A 23,697-nucleotide genomic window follows, 5' to 3' on the forward strand; every position below is an offset into this window, starting at 1 on the left:
CAGGGGGAGTTTATGGGCAACGGCGCCTTTTCGTTTCCGCAGGCACCGGACCGGGCACGAGCGCTCGGAGAAATACATTCGCGGCCTTATGTGCTCGTACAGTCGCCGCGCGTCATCTTCCAGCTTGCCTTCATGCTCGATGGCGGCTCCGGTGTCGATCATGCGGTCATGGCGGACCTGTCGCGCCAGCGTGGCGTGACACCGCCGGGCCGTGACGCGCGCCATCACGCCATGCAATGGGGTCCCGGCACGCTGCGCTGGGAACAGCATACGGAATTCTCGACCTGGTTCTGGGATGGGCCGGTCCCGGAAAAATTCGGCGGTGAGGTCACGACCCATCCGTTCGGTGATGGTTTTCGCCCGCCGGGGTCGCTGATTTCAGGTATCCGCCTGGAAATCCGCCCCGAAGGTCCGGAAGCAGAGGCGGCGATTGCCAGCTTCGACCCGACCAGCCTTTGCCACTCCAGCGTCAAGGATGGCCAGGCCCTGATCTATACCGACTTCCGCCAGAATGGCGACGGCCTGACGCCGATCCTGGTCATCGATCGGGGGCTGAGCCATGCCGGCACTGGCCCACTGGTGCAGCGCCTGCTCGACATCGAGACCTATCGCACGCTCGCCATGCTCGGCCTGCCGCTGGCACAGACGCTGTCGCCGGAGATCCGTCGCATCGAGGATGGATTGACGGCGGTCACCCAGCAGATGAAATCCAATCCGCGCGAAGATGCCGATGAGCGATTGGAGGACATGACGCGCCTCTCCGCCGATCTCGAGGCCAATGCGGCGCTGTCGCTCTATCGCTTCGGCGCCTCGCGCGCCTATTATGGCATCGTCCAGGAACGTGTCCGCACGCTCGCCGAAACCTCCATCCCCGGCTTCGAGGCGCTCGGCTTCTTCCTCGAACGGCGGTTGGCGCCCGCCATGCGCACCTGTCAGTCGGTCGAGGAGCGCCAAGCCAACCTGTCGCGCAAATTGACCCGCGCCAATAGCCTGGTGCGCAGCTGGATCGACGTCGAGCTCGAACGCCAGAATGGCGACTTGCTTGCTGGCATGAACCGCCGCGCCGAACTTCAGCTTCGTCTGCAGCAGACGGTCGAAGGTCTGTCGGTGGCGGCGATTTCCTACTATGTCGTCGGTCTGTTCGGTTATCTGATCAAGGCGGTCGCCCATGACATCATGCCGGTCGATCCCGCGGTAGCGACCGGTCTGTTCGTGCCGGTCGCTGTTGTCCTTGTATGGTTGACCGTCAGGCGAATCCGTCAGAGACATGGGGAGCATTGAAGGAATCGCCACCAGGGAGCTGGATACCGTGTCGGACGAAAGCGAAATTGTAGACGATCTGAGGCTCTACGAGATTGCCAGTGAATTTCTCCTGCAAGCCATGAACACGATTCCACCCAAGAAGGCGGATGACATGCTCAAGGATTGGGCCAAGGGACACCTGCTGGAAGAGCCCGACGAAGATCAGGTCGAGCTGATGGCGTCGCTCGCTCTCGACGCCTGCCTTTTCACGCCGTCGCTGAGTGGTTCGACGCCGATGAGCAGGTTCCTCGCCAGCGTCAAAACGGATGATCCTCTATCCCGGCAGGCGCTCAAGGCTTTGTCGCGGTCAGAAATACGGCAGGTTCGTATCCACAACCGCATCGAACCCGATCTCATCATCCTCGAGGACATGATTTCCAACGATCGCCTCACGCTTGTCGACAGCGAGTTTGTCGAGGAGAGCGAAGGGTTCGATGTATTGATGCGGCTTTGCCGGCTCGACAGTGGGCGTTACATCCTGATCAGTTTTCCTTTCGCGCTGACCGGGGAGTCATTCGCAATCATCGAGGGCTTTTATCGTCCGGGCAAAGGCATCATCAATCCCTACCGCTGTGCCTGCGCCGTCTACAAACATGCGATCCGCGAAGGCGTGACCCCAATTCCGCAACGCGAACTTACGGACGACGAGCTCGGCGAATTCGAGGCCGCCCGGATCACGGAAGTCTCCGCCGCTCTCGACGAAGAATGGGAAGCGGCCAAAAATGATCCGGAGAAATACAAGGAATTTGTCGAAGAGTTGGGTGAAATCAGCAATGCCGACGGTATTTTGTCCTATCTGCAGATTTACAGCCTGACGCTCGGCGGCCTCTTGCCCGCATCGTCGGACAATGCGCGAGACATCTGTACGCTGATGATCGAGAACCTGGCGCAGCGGCAACGTGACGGCGACGCCCAGGCGGAGGAAGACATAGAACAACTGAGACAAACCATTGCCGAAGCCGTCGAGGAAGGCAAGTTGGTCAAGGAGTGCCAGACCTTTTTCGACAATGTCCTCGCCGGGGATGCCGGAGAGCAGCCATAGTTTTCTGGCGACTATCGGACGGTGGCAATTGTTCCGTTTTTCTTTGGTGACCGGCGGTTGACCCCTGGTCGATTTCAGACACAGCATGGCGCCCAGTGATTCCGCGACGCCAGGATGGATCGATGGCCAAGCAGACAAAGGCAAGACTGGACCAGAAGGGGCTATCCGATCTCGGTCTTGAGAAGCTTATCGAGATTTTGCTCGACGAGGCAGCAACCAACAAGCCGCTCAAGTCCAGACTGTTGTCGGCGCTGGCCGGCATGTCCGGTCCGGATGGGGTGGCGCGGTTGATCGACGTGCGGCTCGACACGCTGGAGAAGGCCAAATCCGGCCTGTCGTCCAACAAAGCTAGGGAGCTTGCGGTTGAACTGCAGGGCCTTGTCCGCAACATCGTTTCTGAACTCGCCGCGCTGGACTCCGGGATCGCGGCGGACCGGCTGTTGCGCTTCATGGAGGTGGCATGCCTGGTGCAGGAGCGTCTTTACGAGGACAGTAGCCGCCTGCGCAAAGTCTTCGACGGCGCCGGTGAGTCGGTTGTCGATCTATTGGCCAAGCTCGATCCAGAGCAGCAGATCCGCGTCGTTCCACGGTTCGAACGCCTTCGCAAGGCAGATGATTATCGCCTCTTTGTCGATCCCTTGATGAATGTCGCGCAAAAGCTGCATCCTCATGCCGTCGAAGCGTGGAAAGCGCTTTTGCTGGAAGAGATTAAGAAGCCGCGGAGCAAGAAGGAAGAATGGCGGCCGAACACGGCTGTCGATTTTCTCCAGCAGCTGGCTCTCTCTGCGAATGATATCGACGCTTATATCAAATATGAGGCCACCAAACCCCAAACATTTCAGAACAGTTTTCGCATAGCCGAATTGCTTTATGAAGCCAAGCGTTACACTGACGCGCTCGATTGGGTGCGCCGCGAGGACAAGGGCGTGCGGATCATCTCCGTGGGCAACATGGTCGGAGCTGTCCTGGGAGGTGTCCCGGGTTACGAGCAACGCCGGCTGGAAGCCGACATTCTCGACGGACTGAAGCGGCGCGACGAGGCTCAGGCCGTCCGCTGGAAGGAATTCGAACGCACACTGAGCGTGGTCGCATTGCGTGCCTACATTGCCAAGCTTGACGACTTTGCCGAGTTCGACGAGCTCGACAAGGCTTTCGATGCCGTGCGTAAAAGTCCGAACATCTATCAGGCACTGGTATTCTTCATCGGCTGGCCGAAGCTTGACATGGCTGCCAGCCATGTGATGCGGCATGCCGGCAAATGGCAGGGCCAGTCATATTATGGCCTGGCGGAGGCTGCCGACGTTCTGTCGCCAGACTATCCGATAGCGGCGACGCTACTCTATCGCTTACTTCTCAAGACTATTCTCGATCGCGGTGAGAGCGTGGCCTATACGCATGGCGCGACTTACCTTGCAGCCATGTCCGATATCAAGGCTCGGCTGCCCCACGAACTTCCCTTCGTCAGCCATGATGAGTTCATCGACGAGATCCGGCGAAAGCACGGGCGGAAATATGGGTTCTGGCAGCTCATTCCCGGTGAGATGAAATAGGCTTTCACCTGTCCCAGTACGGCTCCGGTCCGTAAAGCCCGGCAAGAAAATCGATAAAAGCCCGTACCTTGGCCGGCAGGAACTGGCGGGACGGGTAGACCGCATAGAGCCCGACATTGGCCGATCCATGCCAGTCCGGCAGCACGCGTAAGAGGCGGCCGGCCCTGAGCTCCGGGCCGATGTCCCAGGTGGAGCGCAGAGCGATGCCGAGGCCGGCGAGCACCGTTTCGCGCACGACCTCGCTGGAATTGCTGGCAAGCGGTCCCTCCGGTCTCAGCGAGACATCGCCATCCGGCCCGGCAAGATGCCAATGGGCGTTGTTGTGGGCGGGGATGCAGATATGCCGGTCAAGATCGGCGATCGTCACCGGCATGCCGTGGCGCGCGATATAGTCAGGTGCTGCGCAGAGGACGCGGTGAACGGGTGCGAGCTTGCGCGCCACAAGGCTCGAATCGTCGAGTTCGGCAATGCGGATCGCCAGATCGAAGCCTTCCGCGACGATATCCTGGAATTCATCGGTCAGGATGAGCTGCAGTTTGAGTTCCGGATAGAGATCGAAGAAGGCCTTGAGATGCGGTGCAATGTGCATGCGGCCGAAGGAGGTCGGCGCGGAGATCCTCAGCCGCCCCCTGACTTCGCCCGATCGCCCTGAGACGAAGGCCTCCGCTTCCTCCAACCCTGCCAGTGCCGTCACCACGCGTTCGTGGAAACCCTCGCCGGCCTCCGTCAGCGACAGCTGCCGCGTGGTTCGCTGGAAAAGACGGGTGCCCAGCCGCTCCTCCAGTCGCTTGATGCGCTTGGAAATGATCGCCGGCTGCAGCCCAAGTTCACGGCCCGCCGAGGACATCGAGCCGCTCGCCACCACGCGCGCAAAAATTTCGAGATCGGCCAGTTTGGTCATGATGTGCCCTTGCCCATGAAGGCAAGGATAGAGCAAATTTGTTCCAGTTTGGACAAGAGTGTTTACAATGATCCCGGTGACAAAGACGTTGACGCCATGGTCGCGATGGGAACATTGATGCGCCGGCATCGGGAGGCATGACATGGGACAATCACTGGCGTTTTTGCCGCCCGACGGCAAAATCCTCTCGCGTCGCGATACGATTATCGGCGACCTGCGCGAGCTCGTCGGCCCCGAAGGCATCGTTTCGGAAGCCCGTGAACTCGTCCCGTTCGAGACCGACGGCTTCATCGCCTGCCGCAACCTGCCGCTCGCGGTCGCCCTGCCGCGGACCACGGCGGAAGTGTCCGCACTGCTGAAATATTGCGCCCGCTACGCCATTCCGGTCGTACCGCGTGGCGCCGGCACATCTTTGTCGGGCGGTGCGATACCGCAAGAGGACGCGCTGGTGATTGCGCTCACCCGCATGAACCGCATTCTCGAGGTGGATTTCGCCAATCGCGCCGCTGTCGTCCAGGCCGGCGTCACCAACCTGTCGATCTCCGAAGCCGTCATGGCCGACGGCTTCTTCTACGCCCCCGATCCGAGCTCGCAGCTTGCCTGCACGATCGGCGGCAATATCGGCATGAATTCGGGCGGCGCCCACTGCCTGAAATATGGCGTCACCACCAACAATCTGCTCGGTATCAGGCTGGTCCTGTTCGACGGGACGGTCGTCGAACTGGGCGGCAAGCATCTCGATGCCGGCGGGCTCGACCTGCTCGGCGTCGTCTGCGGCTCCGAGGGACAGCTCGGCATCGTCACCGAGGCGACAGTACGCCTGATCGCCAGGCCTGAAGGCGCCCGCCCGGTTTTGTTTGGTTTCCCGACCGCCGAGCAGGCAAGCGCCTGCGTCTCCGACGTCATCGGCGCCGGCGTCATCCCCGTGGCGATCGAGTTCATGGACAAGCCGGCGATCGATATCTGCGAGGCCTTTGCCCATGCCGGCTATCCGATGGATGTCGAAGCGCTGCTGATCGTCGAGGTCGAAGGCTCCGAAAGCGAGATGGATATGATGCTGAAGCGCATCATCGACATCGCCCGCAAGCACGCGGTCAAGACCGTCAAGGAGAGCCAGTCGGCCATGGAAGCGGCGTTGATCTGGAAAGGCCGCAAATCCGCCTTCGGCGCCACCGGCCGCATTGCCGACTATATCTGCATGGACGGCACCGTGCCGCTTTCGGAACTCACTAATGTGCTGAAGGGCACTTACGAGATCTGCGAGCGCTATGGCCTGCGCGTCGCCAATGTTTTCCACGCCGGCGACGGCAACATGCATCCGCTGATCCTCTACAACATCAACGATGCCGACGAGCGCGCCAAGGCCGAAGCCGCCGGCAACGATATCCTGAAGCTCTGCGTCGACCATGGCGGTTGCCTGACCGGCGAGCACGGTGTCGGGATCGAGAAGCGGGATTTGATGCGGCATCAGTATAAGGAGGCGGATCTGGCGCAGCAGATGCGGTTGAGATCGGCTTTTGATCCGAAATGGATACTCAATCCGTCAAAAGTGTTTCCGCTGGAGGGGCGTGTGAGTTGATGTCGAATTCCGCAGTTCACCCCCCTCTGCCCTGCCGAGCATCTCCCCCACAAGGGAGGAGAGTGGCTGGGGGCACACTCCTCGCCCCAGACAAACTTCGCTACGAATGCAATGGCGAAGGGACGCGAGACAGCGCCTCATCTATTCTCCCTCCTTGTGGGGGAGGTGCCCGCCCTTCGACCAAAGCTCAGGAGGGCAGAGGGGGGTATCCCGTCCGCGTCGCAAGCGATTTCGCGGAGCCCGCTACATGCTGACCCCGCACACAGACGCCGAAGCCGCCCAACTCGTCAAAGTCGCGGCTCGTAGCAAGCTGACGCTGGAAATCCGCGGCGGCGGCACCAAACGCGGTCTTGGCGCCTTGACCGAAACCTCCGACATTCTCTCCACCGAAGCGCTTTCCGGCATCATCGCCTACAACCCCGCCGAATTGGTCATGACCGCCAAAGCCGGCACCCCGCTCAAGGACATCCTCGAAGCCCTGCACGAACAGAACCAGATGCTCGCCTTCGAACCGGCTGATTGGCGCGGCATTTACGGTGCTTCAGGTGAATCCACCATAGGCGGCCTGTTTGCCTGCAACATTTCCGGCCCGCGCCGTTTCCAGGCAGGCGCGGCGCGCGACCATCTGCTCGGCGTCCGCTTCGTCAACGGCCTGGGCGAAATCATCAATGCCGGCGGCCGGGTGATGAAGAATGTCACGGGCCTCGATATCGTCAAGCTGATGGCGGGGTCGATGGGCACGCTCGGCCTGATCACCGAACTGACCTTCAAGGTCCTGCCGCGGCCGGAAACCTCGGCTACGCTTATACTCTCGGGCTTGGATGACGAAGCCGCGGCAAAAGGCATGGCCCAGGCGCTTGCTTTGTCGGTTGAAGTTTCTGGCGCGGCACATCTGCCGGAAAGCTGCAAATGGCAGTTTCTCGGCGGCAGCCTTCCCGACGGTGCGGCGACCACGCTCCGCTTGGAAGGCATGTCCTTTTCCGTCGACGAACGGCTGGACCGGCTAAAGGCTGCATTCAAGCACGTTACGCTGACTGTGCTCGACCATCAACGTAGCACCGACCTCTGGCACGAAATCCGCGATGTGAAACCGTTCCACGCGGACGGCAAGCCGCGCCCGCTCTGGAAAGTATCGATGGCTCCATCCGCCGGCCACCAGCTTCTATCGGCGCTGCGCCTGCAGATTGGCATCGACGGCTACTATGACTGGCAAGGTGGCTTGCTGTGGCTGAGGATGGAGGCTGGTCCCGAGGCTGAGGTGCTGCGCGCCGGGATAAAACATTTCGGCGGGGGGCATGCGACCTTGATGCGCGCCATTGAGGCGGAACGGCAGGCGATCCCGGTCTTCGAGCCTCAGACACTAGCGGTGGCGGCGTTGAACACGCGGGTTAGAGAGAAATTCGACCCGACCGGCATCTTCAATCCAGGGAGGATGGCTTGATGCGTAGGAAAAGACTTGTGTCTCAAAAGCACTCAATCGGCATATCCGGCCCGTTGCCCATCATCCCCAACGCTGAGACGATAGAGGCTATTCAATCTGTTCGACGGGGAGAGGTGACGACCGTTCGATCTCTTGACGAGCTTTTTGTCGCTCTCAACCTGAACTGCGAAGATCAGACGGATATCTGATGCAAACCAATTTCTCCCCAGCCCAGCTTGCCGATCCCAAGACCGCCGAAGCCGAAGGCATTGTTCGCAAATGCGTCCATTGCGGCTTCTGCACCGCCACCTGTCCCACCTATGTGACGCTCGGCAACGAGCTCGACAGCCCGCGCGGCCGCATCTACCTGATCAAGGAAATGCTGGAGAACGACCGTCCCGCAGACGAGAAGACGGCGCTGCATGTCGATCGCTGTCTCTCCTGTCTGGCCTGCGTGACCACCTGTCCCTCCGGCGTCGATTATATGCATCTGATCGACCACGCCCGCATCCATGTCGAGAAGACCTACAAGCGCCCGCCGATGCGCCGCTTGCAGCGCGCTTTGCTTGCCTATTTCATGCCCTCGTCAAACCGTTTCCGCTTCGCGATGACGCTCGCCGCGCTCGGCCGGCCATTTGCCGGATTGATGCGGCGCGTGCCGGCGTTGAAATCCTTCGCCGCCATGGTCGAGCTTGCACCGCGCACGCTGCCGCCGAAGTCGCGTTTCGCTGAGCCAGGCACATTTCCGGCCAAGGGCGCGACACAGAAGCGGGTCGCCATGCTGACCGGCTGCGTCCAGCCCGTCATCGATCCGGGCATCAACGAAGCGGCGATCGAACTGCTCACCAATCTCGGCGTCGAGGTCGTACTGCCGAAGGGCGAGGCCTGTTGCGGCTCGCTCAGGCATCATATGGGCCACGAGAAGCCTGCCTTGGATGCCGCGCGCAAAAATATCGATGCCTGGATTGCCGAGATGGACAGCGCCGGCCTCGATGCGATAGTCATCACCGCTTCGGGCTGCGGCAACACGATCAAGGACTATGGCCACATGTTCAAGGCTGACCCGACCTACGCCGAAAAGGCAAAACGAGTCTCGGCCATGGCCCGCGATGTCGCCGAATATATCGATGGCCTCGACCTGCCGGAGCAGGCGTCGAAAGGCATGGTTGTCGCCTATCATGCGGCCTGTTCGTTGCAGCACGGCCAGAAGATCACCGTACAGCCGAAATCGCTGCTGCGCCGCGCGGGCTTTACCGTGCGCGATCCGGCGGAGGGCCACCTTTGTTGCGGCTCGGCCGGCACCTATAACATGCTGCAATCCGATATCGCCGATCAGCTGAAGGCGCGCAAGGTGAGGAACCTCAGGGCGTTGAAGCCGGATGTGATCGCGGCGGGAAATCTCGGCTGCATCACCCAGATCGGTGGTGGCATGGACGTGCCGGTCGTACACACTGTCGAACTGCTGAATTGGGCCTATGGTGGTAGAAAGCCGGCTGGATTGAAATAAAACCAGCTTTTGATCCGTCAGATGGGAAAGTTTCCAAAAGGGGCGGATCATGAAGACGATGATAAAATGTCTGGCGCTATGCCTGCTTGCCAGCCTACCGGCGAAAGCCTTCGCCACAGGCGGGCTCGACTGCGAGATCGGCGACGCCAATCTCGATTTCCATTATGAGGCGCTGTTCAGCTACTCCGCCAACAGCCCGCTTTACGAGTCCAAGGGTGCGTTTGAAGCCAAACATCCCAAGATTGATCCGGCTCTCAAAAAGCTCGACGCGTCCTCATTTCGTCTCATCCAGCAATGGTATCAGGACAAGGATTTGAAGCTGCAGTTCTATGCCGAAACCGAAAGCGAGAAGACGCCCTTCGCCTCGGTGAAGTTGACGATCCAGACCGTCGCCGACGAGGATGAGCTCAGCTATGCCGGAAAGTATCGGCTGGAAATCCAGCCGGCGGTCGTCGAGGGGCAAGACAGTGAGGTGATCGTCAAGGAAGGCGATGTCGCCTGCTCGGCGGGCTGAACCATGCGACCCGTCTCACTTGCCTTCGGAATTCTTATGCTTGCCGCCACGCCGCTCAGCGCTTTGGCGACCGGCGGCGTCTGGTGCGACGCCGACGACACCAATCTTGCCTTTCATTTCAGCGCGGCATCGAGCCGCGACGGCACCGGAGGCTGGTTCAATATCGCCGGGTCGCTCAAGGTCAAATCGTCAGGCGCACTGCCGGCGAATCTCGCCGAGTTCAAGATCGGCGACACCGCTCTCAGCGAACGCTGGTGGGACGACAAGGACGTGCGGTTGAAGATCGACCAAATCGGCACGGAAGCGCAGAATTTCGCCAGCGTACAACTGGTCGTCATTTCGAAGTCGGTGGAGGAAGAAGACTATCGCGGCACTTATGACCTGCGGCTCACGCTACCCGACGGCACCATTCATCATGAGAATGGCGCCGTCGCCTGCTCGGCGGATTGATCAGAAATTATAGTTGATGCCGACGTTGATCGCGGTGGTGAAGAGGTTGGTCTTCAGCTTGTCGCCCGAATCGATGTTGACGTCGACATGCGAATAATTGAGCTTGAGTTCGGTGAAGCCGGAAATGTGATCGGTGAAGCGATATTCGACGCCGCCCATCAACTGACCGGTGGGGCCACCCAACTGGTAGTTCCAGGTCTTGTTCGTGTCGGTGCCGGCCTTGTTGGGACGAATCACTTCGACATGCGGAATGTTGACGCCAAGTCCGGCGCCGATATAGGGCGTCCACGGCTGGCCGGCCTGCGGGAAGCGATAGACGGCGTTGACGGTAGCAAGGTTCAGGCCGTCGGTGAATTCGTAGTGCGTCCAGCCCGGCGTCCGATTGGCAAGCGTATTCTTGCTGGCATAGACCTTGGTGTGGCTGTAGTCGAGCACGATGCCGAGATTGTCATAGCCTATGCCGTTTAGCCACCAAGTGCCGCGGACGCCCCAATAGGGAGGCATCGAGAAGGACTTGCCCTCCCATTGCGTCTCAAATTCGGTGCCGTCGCTGACCTTGGTCTTGCTGTTGGCTGCCGTCTGATAACCGCCGTAGAACGACAGCGTCGGCATCCAGGTTTCCCAATCGCCTGCGACGGCGGGCAGGGCCGTCAGAGAAAGAAGCGTAAGGCCGATGGCCGAAGAAATCCGAATATGCATGCACTTGTCCCCTGACCCGTTGCTGGGCGAAACCCGCTTCGGTTTTCATATAGTGTCGCGGGCGCTCGGAAAATGCGGGTCGCTCATAAAAATGCAATTCTGCGAAAGCCTGTGCCGGATTGGCAACATTTTTGTCACGATTGTACCAGTGGGGCAAAATGCGAAGGCCTGCGGCGGGTGCCGCAGGCCTTCGAAATCATTGGTCTTTCGGTCTATCGTTCGAAGGAGGCGAACAGGTCGCGGAAATAATCGACGCCCTGGTCGGCGAATTCCACCTTGCCCTGTCTGTTGCCCGGGCCGACAACGATCACCCTGGTTCCGACAGGCGTGCGATCATAGAGATGCTCGACGTCCTTGTTCATCATCCGAATGCAGCCCGATGACATGTTGAGGCCAATCGTCCAGGGCTGGTTCGTTCCATGGATGCGGAAGCCGGAATCGCCCTTCTTGCCGAACAGGTAGAGCGCGCGAGCACCAAGCGGATTGTCGATGCCGCCCTCCTGATAATCAGGCAGGATATGGCCCTTCTTGCGCTCGCGGGCGATCATCTCCTTCGGCGGCGTCCAGCCGGGCCATTCGGCCTTGAGCGCCACCTTGACGACGCCGGACCAGCCAAAGCCTTCGCGACCGACACCGATGCCGTAGCGCGTCGCCTTGTTGTTGCCCAGCACATGGTAGAGGAATTTGTGATTGGTATCGACAATGATCGTGCCCGGCTTTTCACTCGTCACCAAGGTCACCACACGGCGGCGAAATTGAGGGGGCGGGTCCTTCATGATGACGACGGATGTCACGTCGCTCGTCGTCTGGACGGGCTTGGCCTTGGACAGAGTGACGGCGCCGGCATCGGCGGCGAACAGACTCATGGCTGCGAAAATGCCGGCGGTCACGGCATTCATTAGTCTCAGCATTCGAGAATCCCCCACATCGAAAATATCTATCGAAATTACCGGGTGAGTCGATAATTTCAAGCAGGCTAACGCGCGCAGCTCAGCCTGCCAATAGTCACAAAGCCGTGAATCGTCGCGTTTTTTGCCGGGTGTTACATGACAATCACGCGTGTGCCCACGCCGACGCGCTCGTAAAGATCGACGACATCCTGGTTGCGCATGCGGATGCAGCCCGACGAGACCGCATAGCCGATCGTCCAGGGCGCGTTGGTGCCATGGATACGGTATTCGGTCGTGCCGATATACATGGCCCGCGCGCCCAGCGGATTGGCCTCGCCGCCGTCCATATGCGCCGGCAGGAAATGACCCTTGGCGGCCTCGCGGGAGATCATCTGCGACGGCGGCGTCCAGTCCGGCCACTCCGCCTTGCGGGTGATCTTGTGCACGCCGGCCCATTCAAAACCCGGCTTGCCGACGCCGACGCCGTAGCGACGGGCCTTTCCATCGTTCATCACCAGGTAAAGGAAGCGATTGTTGGTGTCGATGACGATCGTGCCGGGCTTTTCCTTGGTCTGGTAGGCGACCATCTGCGGCAGATATTGCGGTTCGATCCTTGTATAGTTCGGATCATTCGCCGGATAGACAATATTTTGAACTTGACCCTGCTGATCGGTATATTGCTGCTGGTAGTAGACGTTGCCGTTGACCGTCGCCTGGTCGTTCTGCACCGGCTGCACGCGCTGCCGAGAGGCGGTGGGCCTGACACGCTGATAGACGACCGGGCGGACCGGACCGGAAAGCTGCATCACCCATTGTCCGGCAATGCCGGATTCGATGATCACCGGGCGCACGATCTTGTAACGGTCGTCGGCTTGGGCGGGAGGTGCCAGGGCGAGCATCGCCGCGGCGAGGAGAAGCGTTTTGTTCACCATTGGGCCTACTCTGAACTTGAAAGCCATGTTGTCGATGACAAGACCATGCGACCGCTTTGGCAAGCGAATGGTAAACGGGTGTTCATTAAACCTTATCCCTGTCAGGAAACCTTTTGTCAGGGTTACCGGAGGGTTTGGAAACACGGTTACGCAGTGGTAAACCGGCTTCCGGCAGCGAAATGAGTCAAGGATTCCAATGAGCGAAAATGGTCTGATCACCGGCGAGGACGGCCGCACCCGATGCTTCTGGCATGGCGGGCTCGCCGATTATATGCATTACCACGACGAGGAATGGGGCTTTCCGGTGCGCGACGACCGGCGGCTGTTCGAAAAGATCTGCCTCGAAGGCTTCCAGTCCGGCCTCTCCTGGCTGACGATCCTGAGGAAGCGTGAGAATTTCCGCGCCGGCTTTGCCAATTTCGACATCGAAAAGGTGGCGCTGTTCGACGAGGCCGACATGGAGCGGCTGCTCGCCGACAAGGGCATCGTCCGCCATCGCGGCAAAATCGCCTCGACCATCAACAATGCCAAGCGGGCGATCGAGCTGAAGCGGGAATTCGGCACGCTGTCGGACTATTTCTGGAGCTATGAGCCACAGCCTGGCGATCGGCCCGAGGCGATCGATCTCGCCTGGGCGAGAGCCAACCCGATTTCACCCGCCTCGCAGAAACTGTCCAAGGATTTGAAGAAGCGCGGCTGGACCTTTGTCGGCCCGACGACGGTTTACGCCTTCATGCAGGCCATGGGCTTGGTCAACGACCATCTCGACGGCTGCTATTGCCGGCCGATCGCCTTGGCTCAGCGAGGTCGGTAGCATGGAATGGGCCGACGAAGCGGTCATCCTCGGCGTCAAGCGCCACGGCGAGACCAGTGTCATCGCCGAGGTGATGACACGCGGTCGTGGCCGCCATCTCGGACTGCTCCGCAACGGCCGCTCGCGCAGCATGCAGCCGGTGCTGCAGCCGGGCAACCGCGTCGAAGTCAATTGGCGGGCGCGGCTCGACGAGCATCTCGGCAATTTCTCGATCGAACCGCTCGATTATCGCGCCGCCCAGTTGATGGAGCACGCCGCCAGCCTGCACGCCGTCCAGGCGCTGGCAGCATTGCTCCGGCTGTTGCCTGAGCGCGACCCGCATGCGCATCTCTATGACATGTTGAATATCGTGCTCGATCATCTCGGCGACCCGTCGGAGGCCGGCGAGCTTTATATCCGCTTCGAACTCGCGGTTCTCAACGACCTCGGCTTCGGCCTCGATCTCAGCCAATGTGCCTCGACCGGCAGCCGCGAAAATCTCGACTATGTGTCGCCGAAATCGGGCAGGGCGGTGAGCCGCGATGCCGGACAGCCCTATCACGACAAGCTCTTCAACCTGCCGGAATTTCTCAAGCCGACGTCGCGGGTGGCGGCAGACCGCGCCAGCCTTGCCGATGCCTTCCGTCTGACGCAATATTTTCTGGTGCGGCATGTCTATGAGCCGCGTGGAATCGAGCCGGTTTCGGCACGAGAGGGGTTTGTGCAGGCAGTTTTGGACGCATTTGGGAGATGAAGGTGCAGACGCTATTTGCGATTTGCCCCGCACGATTGCGCTTTCGGAAATTTTCGGCATCATCGGCATGGGGGAATAAATCTTACGGACAGCATGCCGGCTAAATAAAATCCATTGGCCAAACGTCTCCCGCACCGACAGACAATGGCGGCGCCTGGCGCTGCCGGAAAGGCTATTCGTCCACGATGTTCGATTTGATCTCGCTGATATCCATCGCGCTGGCGATCGCGGCCCTTGCCTCCGCCCGCGGCGTTCGCGCCCGACTGGAGACCGAGATCGCCGCGCTTAAGGGTGAATTGAAGCGGATCGAGGCGCTCAGGGGCGGTCCCGTCTCGCAAAATGCTGTGCCAATGGAAGCACCGCATGTCGAACAGGTACAGGACGAGCGCGGCGCTTTGGTCGACGTCGGCCAGCCGGAAGCCGCTTCTGAAGTCACTGAACAGGAAAATGCAGAACCTGCGCTCGAAGACGCGGCGCGCGAACAAGCCGCAGCCGAGGCCGCTGCCTTCTCAGAAGCCGTTCCTCCCATAGCCGAAACCGCAGCCAGCCCTGCCGCCGTGACCGAACCGGCAAAACCCAAGGAAAGCCTCGAATCCAAGCTCGCCGCCCGCTGGACCGTCTGGGTTGGCGGCCTCGCATTGGCCTTCGCCGGCATTTTCGCGGTCAAATATTCGATTGACCAGGGGCTTCTCAGCCCCGCCGTGCGTTTGTCGCTCGCGGCTCTCTTCGGCTTGACGCTGATGGTTGTCGGCGAAGTGCTGCGCCGCCGCACCGCGCTCGACACTGCCAAGACCTTCGCCAATGCAATGATCCCGGGTGTCCTCACCGCCGCCGGTTCGTTGACCCTGTTCGGCGTGGTGTTCGCTTCCCACGAAATCTACGCCTATATCGGCCCGGCCACGACCTTCCTGCTGCTCTGCGCTATTTCGCTGGCGACGCTGGCGCTATCGCTGCTGCACGGCCAGGGATTGGCGGGCCTGGGATTGATCGCCTCCTTCGTGACGCCATTGCTTGTCCACTCCGAGCATCCGAGCCCCTGGCCGCTGTTCGGCTTCCTGTCGATCGCCTGGATCGCCGGCACGCTTGCCTCCAAGCTCAGGCAATGGCGGGTGACACCAGCCATCGCCAATGCCGGACTGGTGGGCTGGGCCATTCTCTATGTCATGGGCGCCAATCCCTTCCAGGTCCTGCCGGTCGTGCTCACCCTACTGATCATGATTGCCGGGCTTGCCTTTATCTGGCCCGGACGTTTGACATCCGCTCCCTCGGTGCCCGCGACTGAACCGCTGGAAAGTGAAGCCGTTGTGCCGGAAGGCGCCGAACAGCCAGAGAGCGCTGAGGTGCCGGCCATTGAGAGGACGCCGATCAAGACCACGAGCCCCTGGGAATTGCTGCTCGCGCCGCCGCACATGGCAAGCACCCTCGTCGCGGCGATTGGCACCACTATCACAGCCGTCATCTTCCTCGCGCCCGATCTCGTTAGCAGCGGTTACATTTTTACGGGCTTTATCGTGCTCACCCTTGCGCTGGCGCTATTCGGCGCGGCGCGGAAATATGCGATCTACCCGGCGATCTTCTCCGCCATCGCAGCACTCGGCGGCCTCAATGTCGTCGTTGCCGCAACGAGCACCTCGACTTTCGCCACCAACACGACCACGGCTCCCAAAGCACCGGTCTATTTCGACCCGGTCCTCGTCACCTGGATCGCACTTGGCCTCGGCGCCTTCTTCGCCGCCATGGGCATCGCGCTCAACCTGTTGCGTCGCGGCGAACAGAGCCCGCACACGATCGTCTGGAGCGTCATCTCGGCCGTCACTCCGCTGGCGCTCGCCACCATCAGCTTCGTCTATTTCGGCAACTATTTCTTCGATCTGCAGCACGGCCTATTCGCGATCGTCCTCGGTTTCGCCTATCTGGCCGGAGCGTTCATGACCTTCCGGTCGCCGGAATTCGACGGCCGCTACGTCTTCACCCGTGATCTCTTCGTCGCCGCGTCCTGGGCGAGCTTCCTCTACGCGCTCCTGGTGATGACCAACGACGCCCCGACCACGATCGGCGCCGCCATCCTCGGCTTCATCTATCTTCTTGCCGGCCGTGCAAAAGCCTGGCCGAGCCTGCCCTGGGCGATGGCTGCCGCAGCGATCTTCGTCGCCGGCCGCATCGCCTGGGAACCGACCATCGTCGGCGTCACGCACCTTTCCAAGACGCCCGTCTTCAACGCGCTATTGCTCGGCTATGGCATACCGTCGCTGCTTCTCATCATCTCCGCCTGGCTGATGCGCAACAGCCCGGATCTGCGCATCCGCAGCGTGCTCGAGGCGCTTGCCAGCCTGTTTGCGCTGCTGACCATCGCCATCCTGGTCCGCCATGCGATGAATGGCGGCGTGCTCAACGATGCCACTGAGACGCTGGCCGAACAGTCGATCTATACGCTGCTCACCATCGGCGCTTCCGTGACACTGATGGCGCTCGATCTGCGCCAGCCGAGCATCGTCTTCCGCACCGGCTCGATGGCGGTCGGCTATATCTCTATGGTCTTCGTGATTTCCGCTCACTATGTCGGCCTCAACCCCTATTTCACCGGCGAGCCGACCGGCAAGATACCGGTCTTCAACCTGCTTTTCCTTGCCTATCTCCTGCCGGGTCTCGCCTATGGCTTCGCCGCCCTGTTCGCCCGCGGGCGCCGGCCGCTGCACTATGTCATCGCTCTGGCGCTGACCGGGGCGAGCCTGCTCTTTGCCTATGTGTCGCTGACGGTGCGCCGCACGTTTCACGGTGCCGACATTTCGGAGTGGAAGGGCTTCCTGCAGCCCGAACTCTACACCTATTCGGTGGTCTGGCTGCTGCTCGGCGTCGCGCTTCTGGTCGTCGGCTACCGCTTCCGCGCAAAGAGCCTGCGCATCGCCTCTGCCGTGCTGGTGCTGATCGCCGTGGTCAAGGTGTTCCTGGTCGACATGGCCAATCTCGAAGGCCTGTTCCGCGTGCTCTCCTTCATCGGTCTCGGCGTCGCTCTGATCGGAATTGGACGCTTCTACCAGACGATCCTCACCGGCCTGAACAAGGATGTGCCGAAAGCGGACATTCCGATGCCGTCTTCCGACACGCCAGCCGAAGAAGGCGGCCGTTGACCGATCGTTAACGCCAGACGCCTAACGTCGATCCGGTCGTCCGCATGGGCCCGCGGACCGGAGCAGGTTTTTCGATGGCGCAGGATTTCAGGATTGGCAGCCTTGACGGTCTGCGCGGCATTGCCGCGTCGGCCGTGGTCTATGCGCATATCAACTTCTTCTATCCGTCGTCCAATCCCTGGATCAACCTGCCGACCGGCGACGAGGCCGTTGCGATCTTCTTCTCGCTCAGCGGCTTCCTGATGGCGCTGCTCTACGGCAATCGTGCTGTGGCGGCCGGAGACTATCTCGTCCACCGCTTCGCCCGCATCTATCCGGTCTATCTCGTGGCGGTGCTGTTCGTCGCGGCGCTGTCGGCGATCTACGGCGCCGAATATATCCATCCGATTACCGGAACCACGGAACTGCTGCGCCACGTGCTGCTCCTCGGCTCGACCGGCGTCTTCTGGTCGATCCCGCCGGAAATCCAGTTCTACATCTTCTTCCTGCTGATCTGGCTCTGGTTCAGCGATCCCAGGAAATATCAGATCGTCGCGGTGGCAACCGCCGCCTTCCTGGTCGTCGACACCTATTTTGACTTTCCCGGCCCCGGCATCCTGCTGACGTCGAAACTGCCCTATTTCCTCTTTGGCGCACTTGCCGGCCGCTTCTATGGCCAGCAGAAAAACCATCCGGACGGCGACATAACCGGCATTGCGGTCCTTGCCCTCCTGGTCTTCTTCATCGTCGCGCGCGGTTTCTGGCCGCTCAAGACGTCCTTCTGGGGCATAAGTTCGGCGCTGACCGGGACGGTGATCGTCTATCTGGCCGCCTGCGGCAACCGGATTTCTGCGGCCGTTCTTGCCTCGAAGCCTCTGGCGTTCGTTGGCAAGATCAGCTTCTCGCTCTATCTCTTCCACCTGCCGATCATGTTCCTCGGCATGCACTTCTTCCATTTCCTGCCGGTGGAAGCCGCGCTCGCGCTGTCGATCGCGCTCGCCTATCTCGTCGCCTGGGCAAGCTACACTGTGATCGAGGACCCCTCGCGGCGCTTCCTCACCGGGCTCTGGCGCAACCGGCAGCGCCCGGTGCCGGTTGCCGCGGAATAGTCTTTCGACATTCCCTTCGGCCCTGAAAGCCTTTAGAAGAGGGGCATGCAGCACAATGATTTCGCCCCGATCTTCAAGCCCTTTGAACAACTTGCCGAAAAGCTGATTCCGCACGCGGTCGCCAGCGACGACGGCGCGCATGACATCGGCCATATCGGCCGGGTGTTTGCCAATGCCATGCAGATTCATGCTGAGGAGGGGGGCGATGGCGAGATGCTCGCCGCCGCCGTGCTGCTGCATGATTGCGTCTCCGTCGAAAAGAATTCACCGCTCCGGTCCCAGGCCTCACGGCTGGCGGCGGAGAAGGCAAGCGACATCCTGGCCGAAATGGGATGGGAGAAAGAGCGCATCAAGGCTTGCGCCCATGCCATCGCCGCCCATAGTTTTTCTGCGGCTATCCCGCCTGAAACTCTGGAGGCAAAAATTCTCCAGGATGCCGACAGGCTCGACGCCATCGGCATGATCGGCGTCGCACGGCTTTTTTATATCGGCGGCCGCATGGGCTCGCTTCTTTACGATCCGTCGAACCCGCGAGCCGAGGAGCGGCCGCTTGACGACAAGCGCTTTGCGCTGGAGCATTTTCCCGCCAAGCTGTTCAAGCTCGCGGATGGTTTTCAGACCGAGGCGGGACGGACAATGGCCGCGGAGCGTCATCGCCGGCTCCACCTTTTCCGGGATATGATGCTGGAGGAAATCGGCGCGTGAAGGTCAAATCGCTGCACATCTATCCCCTGAAAAGCGGCCGCGTTATCGATCAGGACCAAGCCGAGGTGACGCCCTGGGGTCTGTCGGGTGACCGCCGTTACATGGTCGTGGACCGCGACGGCAAATTCATCACCCAGCGGGAATTGCAGGCTTTGGCGCAGGTGACGGCCGTCGCATCGCACGGCGCGCTGCATCTCTCCAAGGCCGGCAGCGAAGAGCATCTGACGGTGACCTTCGACCCCGACCGTCGCGTCGATGTCGACATCTGGGGCACGCCGACCAATGCCAGCGTCGCTTCGGACGCTGTCAATATGACGCTCAGCGCCTGGCTGGCCGCGCCGGTGCGCCTTGTCCATGCCGACGACGGCACGGTCCGGCCCTGCAGCGCCACCTGGGCCGGCGAGGGCGTGCAAACCGGTTTTGCCGACGGCTATCCGATCCTGATCGCCACGACCGGGTCGCTCAGGGCGCTGACCGATATGACGCAGGCCATGGGTGCCGAGACATTCGGCATGGATCGCTTCCGCCCCAACATCGTCGTCGAGGATGACGAACCCTTCGCCGACGACCGCTGGGCGGCGGTCGAGATCGCCGGTATCCGTTACGAACTGGTAAAACCCTGCACCCGCTGCATCATGACGACGCAGGACCAGTTGACCGGCGAACGCGGCGGCCCCGATCCGATGCCGGCAATGCGCAGGCTTCGGATGTCAGACGATCGTCGCGTGACCGGCGTGCTGTTCGGCTGGAATGTCGTGCCGCGCAGCACCGGCCGGATCGCTATCGGCGACCCGGTGTCGGTCGTGGCCGAGCGTCCGGAGGGATGGCCGATCAGGCGGCGTTAGCCAGCGCGCCGAGCGCCGCATCGATCCCGGCCATGACGGAAGCGGACAGCGGCCCCTTGTCCAGGGCTCCGACATTCTCCTCTACCTGCGCCACCGTGCGGAAGCCGGGGATCGGCAGCGTGCGCGGCGATTTGGCCCAGAGCCAGGCGAGCGCACCCTGCGACAGCGTCCGGCCACCGCTCTGCAGCAAATCCCTGACTGCATCGAGCCGGCCGGCAAATTCGGGCGCCACGCGGCCATCCTGGAAATAGATCATCCAGTTGACGCCGGAAGCCCGGACATCGTTGGCCGCGATCTGCGTGTCCGGCCTGTACTTGCCGCTCAGCAACCCCATCGCCAATGGACCACGATTGATCGAAACAAGGTTGTTGCTCTCGATGACCTTCAATACTTCATCGGCCCGCGAGAAGACGTTCATCTGGTGTTGCACCGCGACGAAGCCGCTGCGACCGGCATGCCGTGCCGCGCGATCTGCAAAGTCGGTGCTCCAGCCGAAGGCCGCGATCTTGCCTTCCTCGCGCAACCGTCCGAGCACGTCGAACACTGCATCCGATTCTTCCAGCGGAAAGTCGTTGAGATGAAATTGCAGCAGGTCCAACCGGTCGCGCCTCAACCGGCGAAGCGAGGTGTCGACGGAGTCGCGGATATAGGCCTCGTCGGCGCACACGCCTGTGGATTGCCGTGTGTCGGGATCGCTGACATTGCCGAATTTGGTGGCGATGATAACGTCGTCGAGCCCGGCCAGTGCCTGCCCCAGCACGATCTCGGAATGACCGGCGCCATAGTTGGACGCCGTGTCGAAGAAGCGGATACCGAGATCGAGCGCCTTGTGGATTGCTGCGACCGACTCGTCGTCATCGACTTCGCCCCAACCGAGCGGCATGTCGCCCTTGTAGTAGAGGCCGCCGATCGCCCAGCAACCCATGCCGAGACGCGGGATTGTCTTGCCGTTCCAGAGTGTGATGTCGGTGGACGCCATCTAATATCCTCCCATGGCTTTGCGCGCGGAAGCTAGGCCGCGCCATCAGTTGAATAAAGCCCAAAAATTGCAGCCGATCGTTCAAAATTGAAAAATGCCAATTCGGCGCCAAGCTTGCAGGCTACAGCACTGCCGCCATAACGCGGTGAATGGCCTGGCAGTTCGGATCGACTTCGCCGAACGGCGCCACCGGCCAGAGCCATTCGGCCTCAGGTGCGGGCAGGGTGATGCCACGCATCAGGTCATCGTGTTCGACGACCATGCCTGCCTTGTCGACGACGTCATAGGAGGTGTCGGTCAAGAGGCAGCTTTTCCCGCCAAGCGCCTTCAGCCCGTCGATATGCGCCTGCAGCAAGCGGGCTATCGTATCGTTTGGCAGAGCACCATCCTTGCCGACCACGCCGCCGAGCCCGATGCCGATTTGCGAAATGACATTGGCGGAGATGACGAAATCGAGATCGGCGATTGCGTCGAGGAAATCAAGCGGTCCTGGCACACGGCCTTCGCCGATTCCCGAAAAGCCCGCTATGTCGCGATGCTCGAAGCGCAGATTGCGAAGACCTTTCAGCGTCGCCCATGTCCTGACGCTCGCCAGATGCTGCAGGTCGTAGAGCCGGATTTCGTCGAAATTCCGGGAAAGGGCTTCGATCGGCACGTCGCGCAGCAGGCCGGAACCGAGCACAACCGCCACCCGCCGTTTGGGCAAAGCCTCCATCGCCTTCTGGATGAAGGCCCGGCAATTCTGCTCATGTGCCGCCCAGGCTCGCGCGCAACGCCGCGCCCGCGCCCAGAGCATGACCGAAGAATTGATTTCACCGGCCTTGCGGCGCGGCGACTGCGCATAGGTAGCGGCGAAATTCAGGGCTTCGAGCAGCATGTCGCCTGAATAGGAGATTCTTGCCGGTTCTCAAACCGTTGCGCATAACTCTTGCCGCTTATTCGTCAATCCGTTAGAGCAAGCCGCAAAGCCATCACGCCCGGACCGCCCGCCATGAATGACAAGCCCAAGAAGCCGCAAAAATTGAAGGCCCGCCTGCCGCGCGGCTTCGTCGACCGCGAGGCATCCGACATTCGTGCGGTCAACGAGATGACCGCAAAAATCCGCGAAGTCTATGAGCGCTACGGCTTCGATCCGGTCGAGACGCCGCTGTTCGAATATACCGATGCGCTGGGTAAATTCCTGCCCGACAGCGACCGGCCGAACGAAGGCGTCTTCTCGCTGCAGGACGATGACGAGCAATGGATGAGCCTGCGCTATGACCTGACCGCGCCGCTCGCCCGCCATGTCGCGGAAAATTTCCAGGAAATCCAGCTCCCCTACCGCACCTATCGCGCCGGCTACGTCTTCCGCAACGAAAAGCCCGGCCCCGGACGCTTCCGCCAGTTCATGCAGTTCGACGCCGACACGGTCGGCGCCGCCGGCGTTCAGGCGGATGCCGAAATGTGCATGATGATGGCCGATACGATGGAAGCGCTCGGCATCAAGCGCGGCGACTACGTGATCCGGGTGAACAACCGCAAAGTGCTCGACGGCGTCATGGAAGCCATCGGCCTCGGCGGCGAAGACAATGCCGGCCGTCGCCTGACGGTTTTGCGCGCCATCGACAAGCTCGACAAGTTCGGCACCGAGGGCGTCAGGCTCTTGCTCGGCACCGGCCGTAAGGACGAATCCGGCGACTTCACCAAGGGCGCTGGCCTTGGCGATGAGCAGATCGACAAGGTCCTGTTCTTCGTCGGCATCAAGGACTATGCGGCAAGCGCCGATGATCTCGCCAAACTGCTCGCTGGCACGACCAAGGGCCAGGAAGGCGTCGACGAACTCAACACGATCGGCGCGCTCGCCGTCAGCGGTGGTTACGATACAACTCGCATCAAGATCGACCCCTCCGTCGTCCGTGGCCTCGAATATTATACCGGCCCGGTTTTCGAAGCCGAACTGCTCTTCGACGTCACCAACGAAAAGGGCGAAAAGGTCGTCTTCGGCTCCGTCGGCGGCGGCGGCCGTTACGACGGTCTCGTCTCCCGTTTCATGGGCCAGCCGGTGCCGGCCACGGGCTTTTCCATTGGCGTCTCACGCTTGATGACGGCGCTGAAGAATCTCGGCAAGCTCGGCGCCGATGAAGTGATCGCTCCCGTCGTCGTCTGCGTCATGGACCGCGACGTCGAAAGCCTCGGCCGCTACCAGAAATTCGTCCAGGAGCTGCGTCATGCCGGCATCCGTGCCGAAATGTACCAGGGCAATCCGAAGAATTTCGGCAACCAGCTGAAATATGCCGACCGCCGTGGCGCACCGCTCGCCATCATCCAGGGTGGCGACGAACGTGCGCAGGGCGTGGTTCAGATCAAGGATCTGATCGAGGGCAAGCGCCTCTCCGGCGAGATCACCGACAATGTTGCTTGGCGCGGAGCGCGCGTGGCACAGGTGTCGGTGGCCGAGGGCGAACTTGTCGCCAAGGTTCGTGAAATGCTGGCCGATCAGGCCGAGGATCGGAAGCGGTCTGGCTGAGATGTGGGATTACCCCTCACCAACTTCGGCCAAGCGATCGGCTCCGCCTCTCGCGGCCTTCGTATCCTCTCCCACAAGGGGAGAGGAAAACCTGCGGCACGGCCTTGCCACAA

Annotated in this window: 21 protein-coding genes; 15 read left to right on the forward strand and 6 right to left on the reverse strand. The window is 61.1% G+C overall.

The annotated features are described in order from the left end of the window. Nucleotides 1-12 precede the first annotated feature (12 nt). The 3 genes from AC1D06_RS13965 to AC1D06_RS13975 all read left to right on the forward strand — a co-directional run bounded on the left by AC1D06_RS13965 (nucleotide 13) and on the right by AC1D06_RS13975 (nucleotide 3,894). A complete protein-coding gene (locus tag AC1D06_RS13965; RefSeq protein ID WP_477986676.1) occupies nucleotides 13-1,281 on the forward strand; it encodes a DUF3422 family protein in 1,269 nt (422 codons plus the stop codon). Between the two features lie 28 nt (nucleotides 1,282-1,309). Continuing rightward, the gene (locus AC1D06_RS13970; protein WP_477986677.1) at nucleotides 1,310-2,344 is read left to right on the forward strand and encodes a hypothetical protein; all 1,035 of its coding nucleotides are present in this window, start codon (nucleotides 1,310-1,312) and stop codon (nucleotides 2,342-2,344) included. A gap of 122 nt (nucleotides 2,345-2,466) precedes the next feature. After that, nucleotides 2,467-3,894, forward strand: a complete 1,428-nt coding sequence (locus AC1D06_RS13975) for a DUF6880 family protein (protein WP_477986678.1) — start codon at nucleotides 2,467-2,469, stop codon at nucleotides 3,892-3,894. Nucleotides 3,895-3,898: 4 nt separating this feature from the next. Here AC1D06_RS13975 and AC1D06_RS13980 read toward each other — a convergent pair whose 3' ends face one another. After that, the gene (locus tag AC1D06_RS13980) at nucleotides 3,899-4,795 is read right to left on the reverse strand and encodes a LysR family transcriptional regulator (RefSeq protein WP_477986679.1); all 897 of its coding nucleotides are present in this window, start codon (nucleotides 4,793-4,795) and stop codon (nucleotides 3,899-3,901) included. A gap of 142 nt (nucleotides 4,796-4,937) precedes the next feature. On the opposite strand from AC1D06_RS13980, the gene AC1D06_RS13985 reads away from it, so the two are divergent. The 5 genes from AC1D06_RS13985 to AC1D06_RS14005 all read left to right on the forward strand — a co-directional run bounded on the left by AC1D06_RS13985 (nucleotide 4,938) and on the right by AC1D06_RS14005 (nucleotide 10,265). Beyond that, the gene (locus AC1D06_RS13985; RefSeq protein WP_477986680.1) at nucleotides 4,938-6,374 is read left to right on the forward strand and encodes an FAD-binding oxidoreductase; all 1,437 of its coding nucleotides are present in this window, start codon (nucleotides 4,938-4,940) and stop codon (nucleotides 6,372-6,374) included. A gap of 247 nt (nucleotides 6,375-6,621) precedes the next feature. Then, complete coding sequence (gene glcE, locus AC1D06_RS13990) at nucleotides 6,622-7,815, forward strand: glycolate oxidase subunit GlcE (RefSeq protein ID WP_477881283.1); 1,194 nt, start codon at nucleotides 6,622-6,624, stop codon at nucleotides 7,813-7,815. Nucleotides 7,816-8,002: 187 nt separating this feature from the next. Next, nucleotides 8,003-9,301, forward strand: coding sequence for a glycolate oxidase subunit GlcF (gene glcF, locus AC1D06_RS13995; RefSeq protein ID WP_477881281.1), 1,299 nt, complete (start codon nucleotides 8,003-8,005; stop codon nucleotides 9,299-9,301). A 49-nt stretch (nucleotides 9,302-9,350) separates the two neighbouring features. Beyond that, a complete protein-coding gene (locus AC1D06_RS14000) occupies nucleotides 9,351-9,815 on the forward strand; it encodes a hypothetical protein (protein WP_477986681.1) in 465 nt (154 codons plus the stop codon). Nucleotides 9,816-9,851: 36 nt separating this feature from the next. Beyond that, on the forward strand, nucleotides 9,852-10,265 hold the full coding sequence (locus tag AC1D06_RS14005) for a hypothetical protein (RefSeq protein WP_477881279.1): 414 nt from the start codon (nucleotides 9,852-9,854) through the stop codon (nucleotides 10,263-10,265). Here the strand turns inward: AC1D06_RS14005 and AC1D06_RS14010 are convergent, their stop codons facing one another. The 3 genes from AC1D06_RS14010 to AC1D06_RS14020 all read right to left on the reverse strand — a co-directional run bounded on the left by AC1D06_RS14010 (nucleotide 10,266) and on the right by AC1D06_RS14020 (nucleotide 12,786). Continuing rightward, the gene (locus AC1D06_RS14010) at nucleotides 10,266-10,964 is read right to left on the reverse strand and encodes an outer membrane protein (RefSeq protein WP_477881278.1); all 699 of its coding nucleotides are present in this window, start codon (nucleotides 10,962-10,964) and stop codon (nucleotides 10,266-10,268) included. It abuts the gene before it with no gap. A gap of 212 nt (nucleotides 10,965-11,176) precedes the next feature. Beyond that, on the reverse strand, nucleotides 11,177-11,875 hold the full coding sequence (locus AC1D06_RS14015; RefSeq protein ID WP_477881277.1) for a L,D-transpeptidase: 699 nt from the start codon (nucleotides 11,873-11,875) through the stop codon (nucleotides 11,177-11,179). 131 nt (nucleotides 11,876-12,006) lie between these two features. Next, nucleotides 12,007-12,786 (reverse strand): L,D-transpeptidase, encoded by a 780-nt coding sequence (locus AC1D06_RS14020; RefSeq protein WP_477881275.1) that lies wholly within the window; start codon nucleotides 12,784-12,786, stop codon nucleotides 12,007-12,009. Between the two features lie 196 nt (nucleotides 12,787-12,982). Here AC1D06_RS14020 and AC1D06_RS14025 point away from each other — a divergent pair, with 196 nt between their 5' ends. The 6 genes from AC1D06_RS14025 to AC1D06_RS14050 all read left to right on the forward strand — a co-directional run bounded on the left by AC1D06_RS14025 (nucleotide 12,983) and on the right by AC1D06_RS14050 (nucleotide 20,099). Then, nucleotides 12,983-13,600, forward strand: coding sequence for a DNA-3-methyladenine glycosylase I (locus AC1D06_RS14025; protein WP_477986682.1), 618 nt, complete (start codon nucleotides 12,983-12,985; stop codon nucleotides 13,598-13,600). 1 nt (nucleotide 13,601) lies between these two features. Then, entirely contained in the window at nucleotides 13,602-14,333 is a 732-nt protein-coding gene (gene recO, locus AC1D06_RS14030) for a DNA repair protein RecO (protein ID WP_477986683.1), read from the forward strand. A gap of 185 nt (nucleotides 14,334-14,518) precedes the next feature. Beyond that, a complete protein-coding gene (locus tag AC1D06_RS14035) occupies nucleotides 14,519-17,461 on the forward strand; it encodes a DUF2339 domain-containing protein (RefSeq protein WP_477986684.1) in 2,943 nt (980 codons plus the stop codon). Nucleotides 17,462-17,535: 74 nt separating this feature from the next. After that, nucleotides 17,536-18,549 (forward strand): acyltransferase family protein, encoded by a 1,014-nt coding sequence (locus AC1D06_RS14040; protein WP_477986685.1) that lies wholly within the window; start codon nucleotides 17,536-17,538, stop codon nucleotides 18,547-18,549. Nucleotides 18,550-18,594: 45 nt separating this feature from the next. Continuing rightward, nucleotides 18,595-19,254 (forward strand): HD domain-containing protein, encoded by a 660-nt coding sequence (locus AC1D06_RS14045; protein WP_477881269.1) that lies wholly within the window; start codon nucleotides 18,595-18,597, stop codon nucleotides 19,252-19,254. After that, the gene (locus tag AC1D06_RS14050; protein WP_477986686.1) at nucleotides 19,251-20,099 is read left to right on the forward strand and encodes an MOSC domain-containing protein; all 849 of its coding nucleotides are present in this window, start codon (nucleotides 19,251-19,253) and stop codon (nucleotides 20,097-20,099) included. Before AC1D06_RS14045 ends, AC1D06_RS14050 begins: the two co-directional genes overlap by 4 nt. On the opposite strand, the gene AC1D06_RS14055 is transcribed toward AC1D06_RS14050, so the two are convergent. Beyond that, nucleotides 20,086-21,078 carry an aldo/keto reductase gene (locus tag AC1D06_RS14055; protein WP_477986687.1) on the reverse strand — a complete coding sequence of 331 codons (993 nt, stop codon included), beginning with the start codon at nucleotides 21,076-21,078 and terminating at the stop codon, nucleotides 20,086-20,088. The genes AC1D06_RS14050 and AC1D06_RS14055 overlap by 14 nt on opposite strands. A 121-nt stretch (nucleotides 21,079-21,199) precedes the next feature. Then, a complete protein-coding gene (locus AC1D06_RS14060) occupies nucleotides 21,200-21,955 on the reverse strand; it encodes a hypothetical protein (RefSeq protein ID WP_477881265.1) in 756 nt (251 codons plus the stop codon). A gap of 114 nt (nucleotides 21,956-22,069) precedes the next feature. Between AC1D06_RS14060 and hisS the strand changes: the two genes are divergently transcribed. Next, nucleotides 22,070-23,584, forward strand: a complete 1,515-nt coding sequence (gene hisS, locus AC1D06_RS14065; RefSeq protein ID WP_477986688.1) for a histidine--tRNA ligase — start codon at nucleotides 22,070-22,072, stop codon at nucleotides 23,582-23,584. The last annotated feature ends 113 nt before the right edge of the window (nucleotides 23,585-23,697 follow it).

The sequence above is a fragment of the Rhizobium sp. P2_G2 genome (genome assembly GCF_056403555.1).

Bases quoted from the DNA above. Each gene is read 5' to 3' on its own strand.
- AC1D06_RS13980 (WP_477986679.1), bottom strand. From the start codon at position 4,795: ATGACCAAACTGGCCGATCTCGAAATTTTTGCGCGCGTGGTGGCGAGC.
- AC1D06_RS14015 (WP_477881277.1), bottom strand. From the start codon at position 11,875: ATGCTGAGACTAATGAATGCCGTGACCGCCGGCATTTTCGCAGCCATG.
- AC1D06_RS13975 (WP_477986678.1), top strand. From the start codon at position 2,467: ATGGCCAAGCAGACAAAGGCAAGACTGGACCAGAAGGGGCTATCCGAT.
- AC1D06_RS14005 (WP_477881279.1), top strand. From the start codon at position 9,852: ATGCTTGCCGCCACGCCGCTCAGCGCTTTGGCGACCGGCGGCGTCTGG.
- AC1D06_RS14025 (WP_477986682.1), top strand. From the start codon at position 12,983: ATGAGCGAAAATGGTCTGATCACCGGCGAGGACGGCCGCACCCGATGC.
- AC1D06_RS14055 (WP_477986687.1), bottom strand. From the start codon at position 21,078: ATGGCGTCCACCGACATCACACTCTGGAACGGCAAGACAATCCCGCGT.
- AC1D06_RS14045 (WP_477881269.1), top strand. From the start codon at position 18,595: ATGCAGCACAATGATTTCGCCCCGATCTTCAAGCCCTTTGAACAACTT.
- recO (WP_477986683.1), top strand. From the start codon at position 13,602: ATGGAATGGGCCGACGAAGCGGTCATCCTCGGCGTCAAGCGCCACGGC.
- AC1D06_RS14020 (WP_477881275.1), bottom strand. From the start codon at position 12,786: ATGGTGAACAAAACGCTTCTCCTCGCCGCGGCGATGCTCGCCCTGGCA.
- AC1D06_RS14040 (WP_477986685.1), top strand. From the start codon at position 17,536: ATGGCGCAGGATTTCAGGATTGGCAGCCTTGACGGTCTGCGCGGCATT.
- AC1D06_RS13985 (WP_477986680.1), top strand. From the start codon at position 4,938: ATGGGACAATCACTGGCGTTTTTGCCGCCCGACGGCAAAATCCTCTCG.
- glcE (WP_477881283.1), top strand. From the start codon at position 6,622: ATGCTGACCCCGCACACAGACGCCGAAGCCGCCCAACTCGTCAAAGTC.
- AC1D06_RS14000 (WP_477986681.1), top strand. From the start codon at position 9,351: ATGAAGACGATGATAAAATGTCTGGCGCTATGCCTGCTTGCCAGCCTA.
- AC1D06_RS13965 (WP_477986676.1), top strand. From the start codon at position 13: ATGGGCAACGGCGCCTTTTCGTTTCCGCAGGCACCGGACCGGGCACGA.
- hisS (WP_477986688.1), top strand. From the start codon at position 22,070: ATGAATGACAAGCCCAAGAAGCCGCAAAAATTGAAGGCCCGCCTGCCG.
- glcF (WP_477881281.1), top strand. From the start codon at position 8,003: ATGCAAACCAATTTCTCCCCAGCCCAGCTTGCCGATCCCAAGACCGCC.
- AC1D06_RS14035 (WP_477986684.1), top strand. From the start codon at position 14,519: ATGTTCGATTTGATCTCGCTGATATCCATCGCGCTGGCGATCGCGGCC.
- AC1D06_RS14010 (WP_477881278.1), bottom strand. From the start codon at position 10,964: ATGCATATTCGGATTTCTTCGGCCATCGGCCTTACGCTTCTTTCTCTG.
- AC1D06_RS14060 (WP_477881265.1), bottom strand. From the start codon at position 21,955: ATGCTGCTCGAAGCCCTGAATTTCGCCGCTACCTATGCGCAGTCGCCG.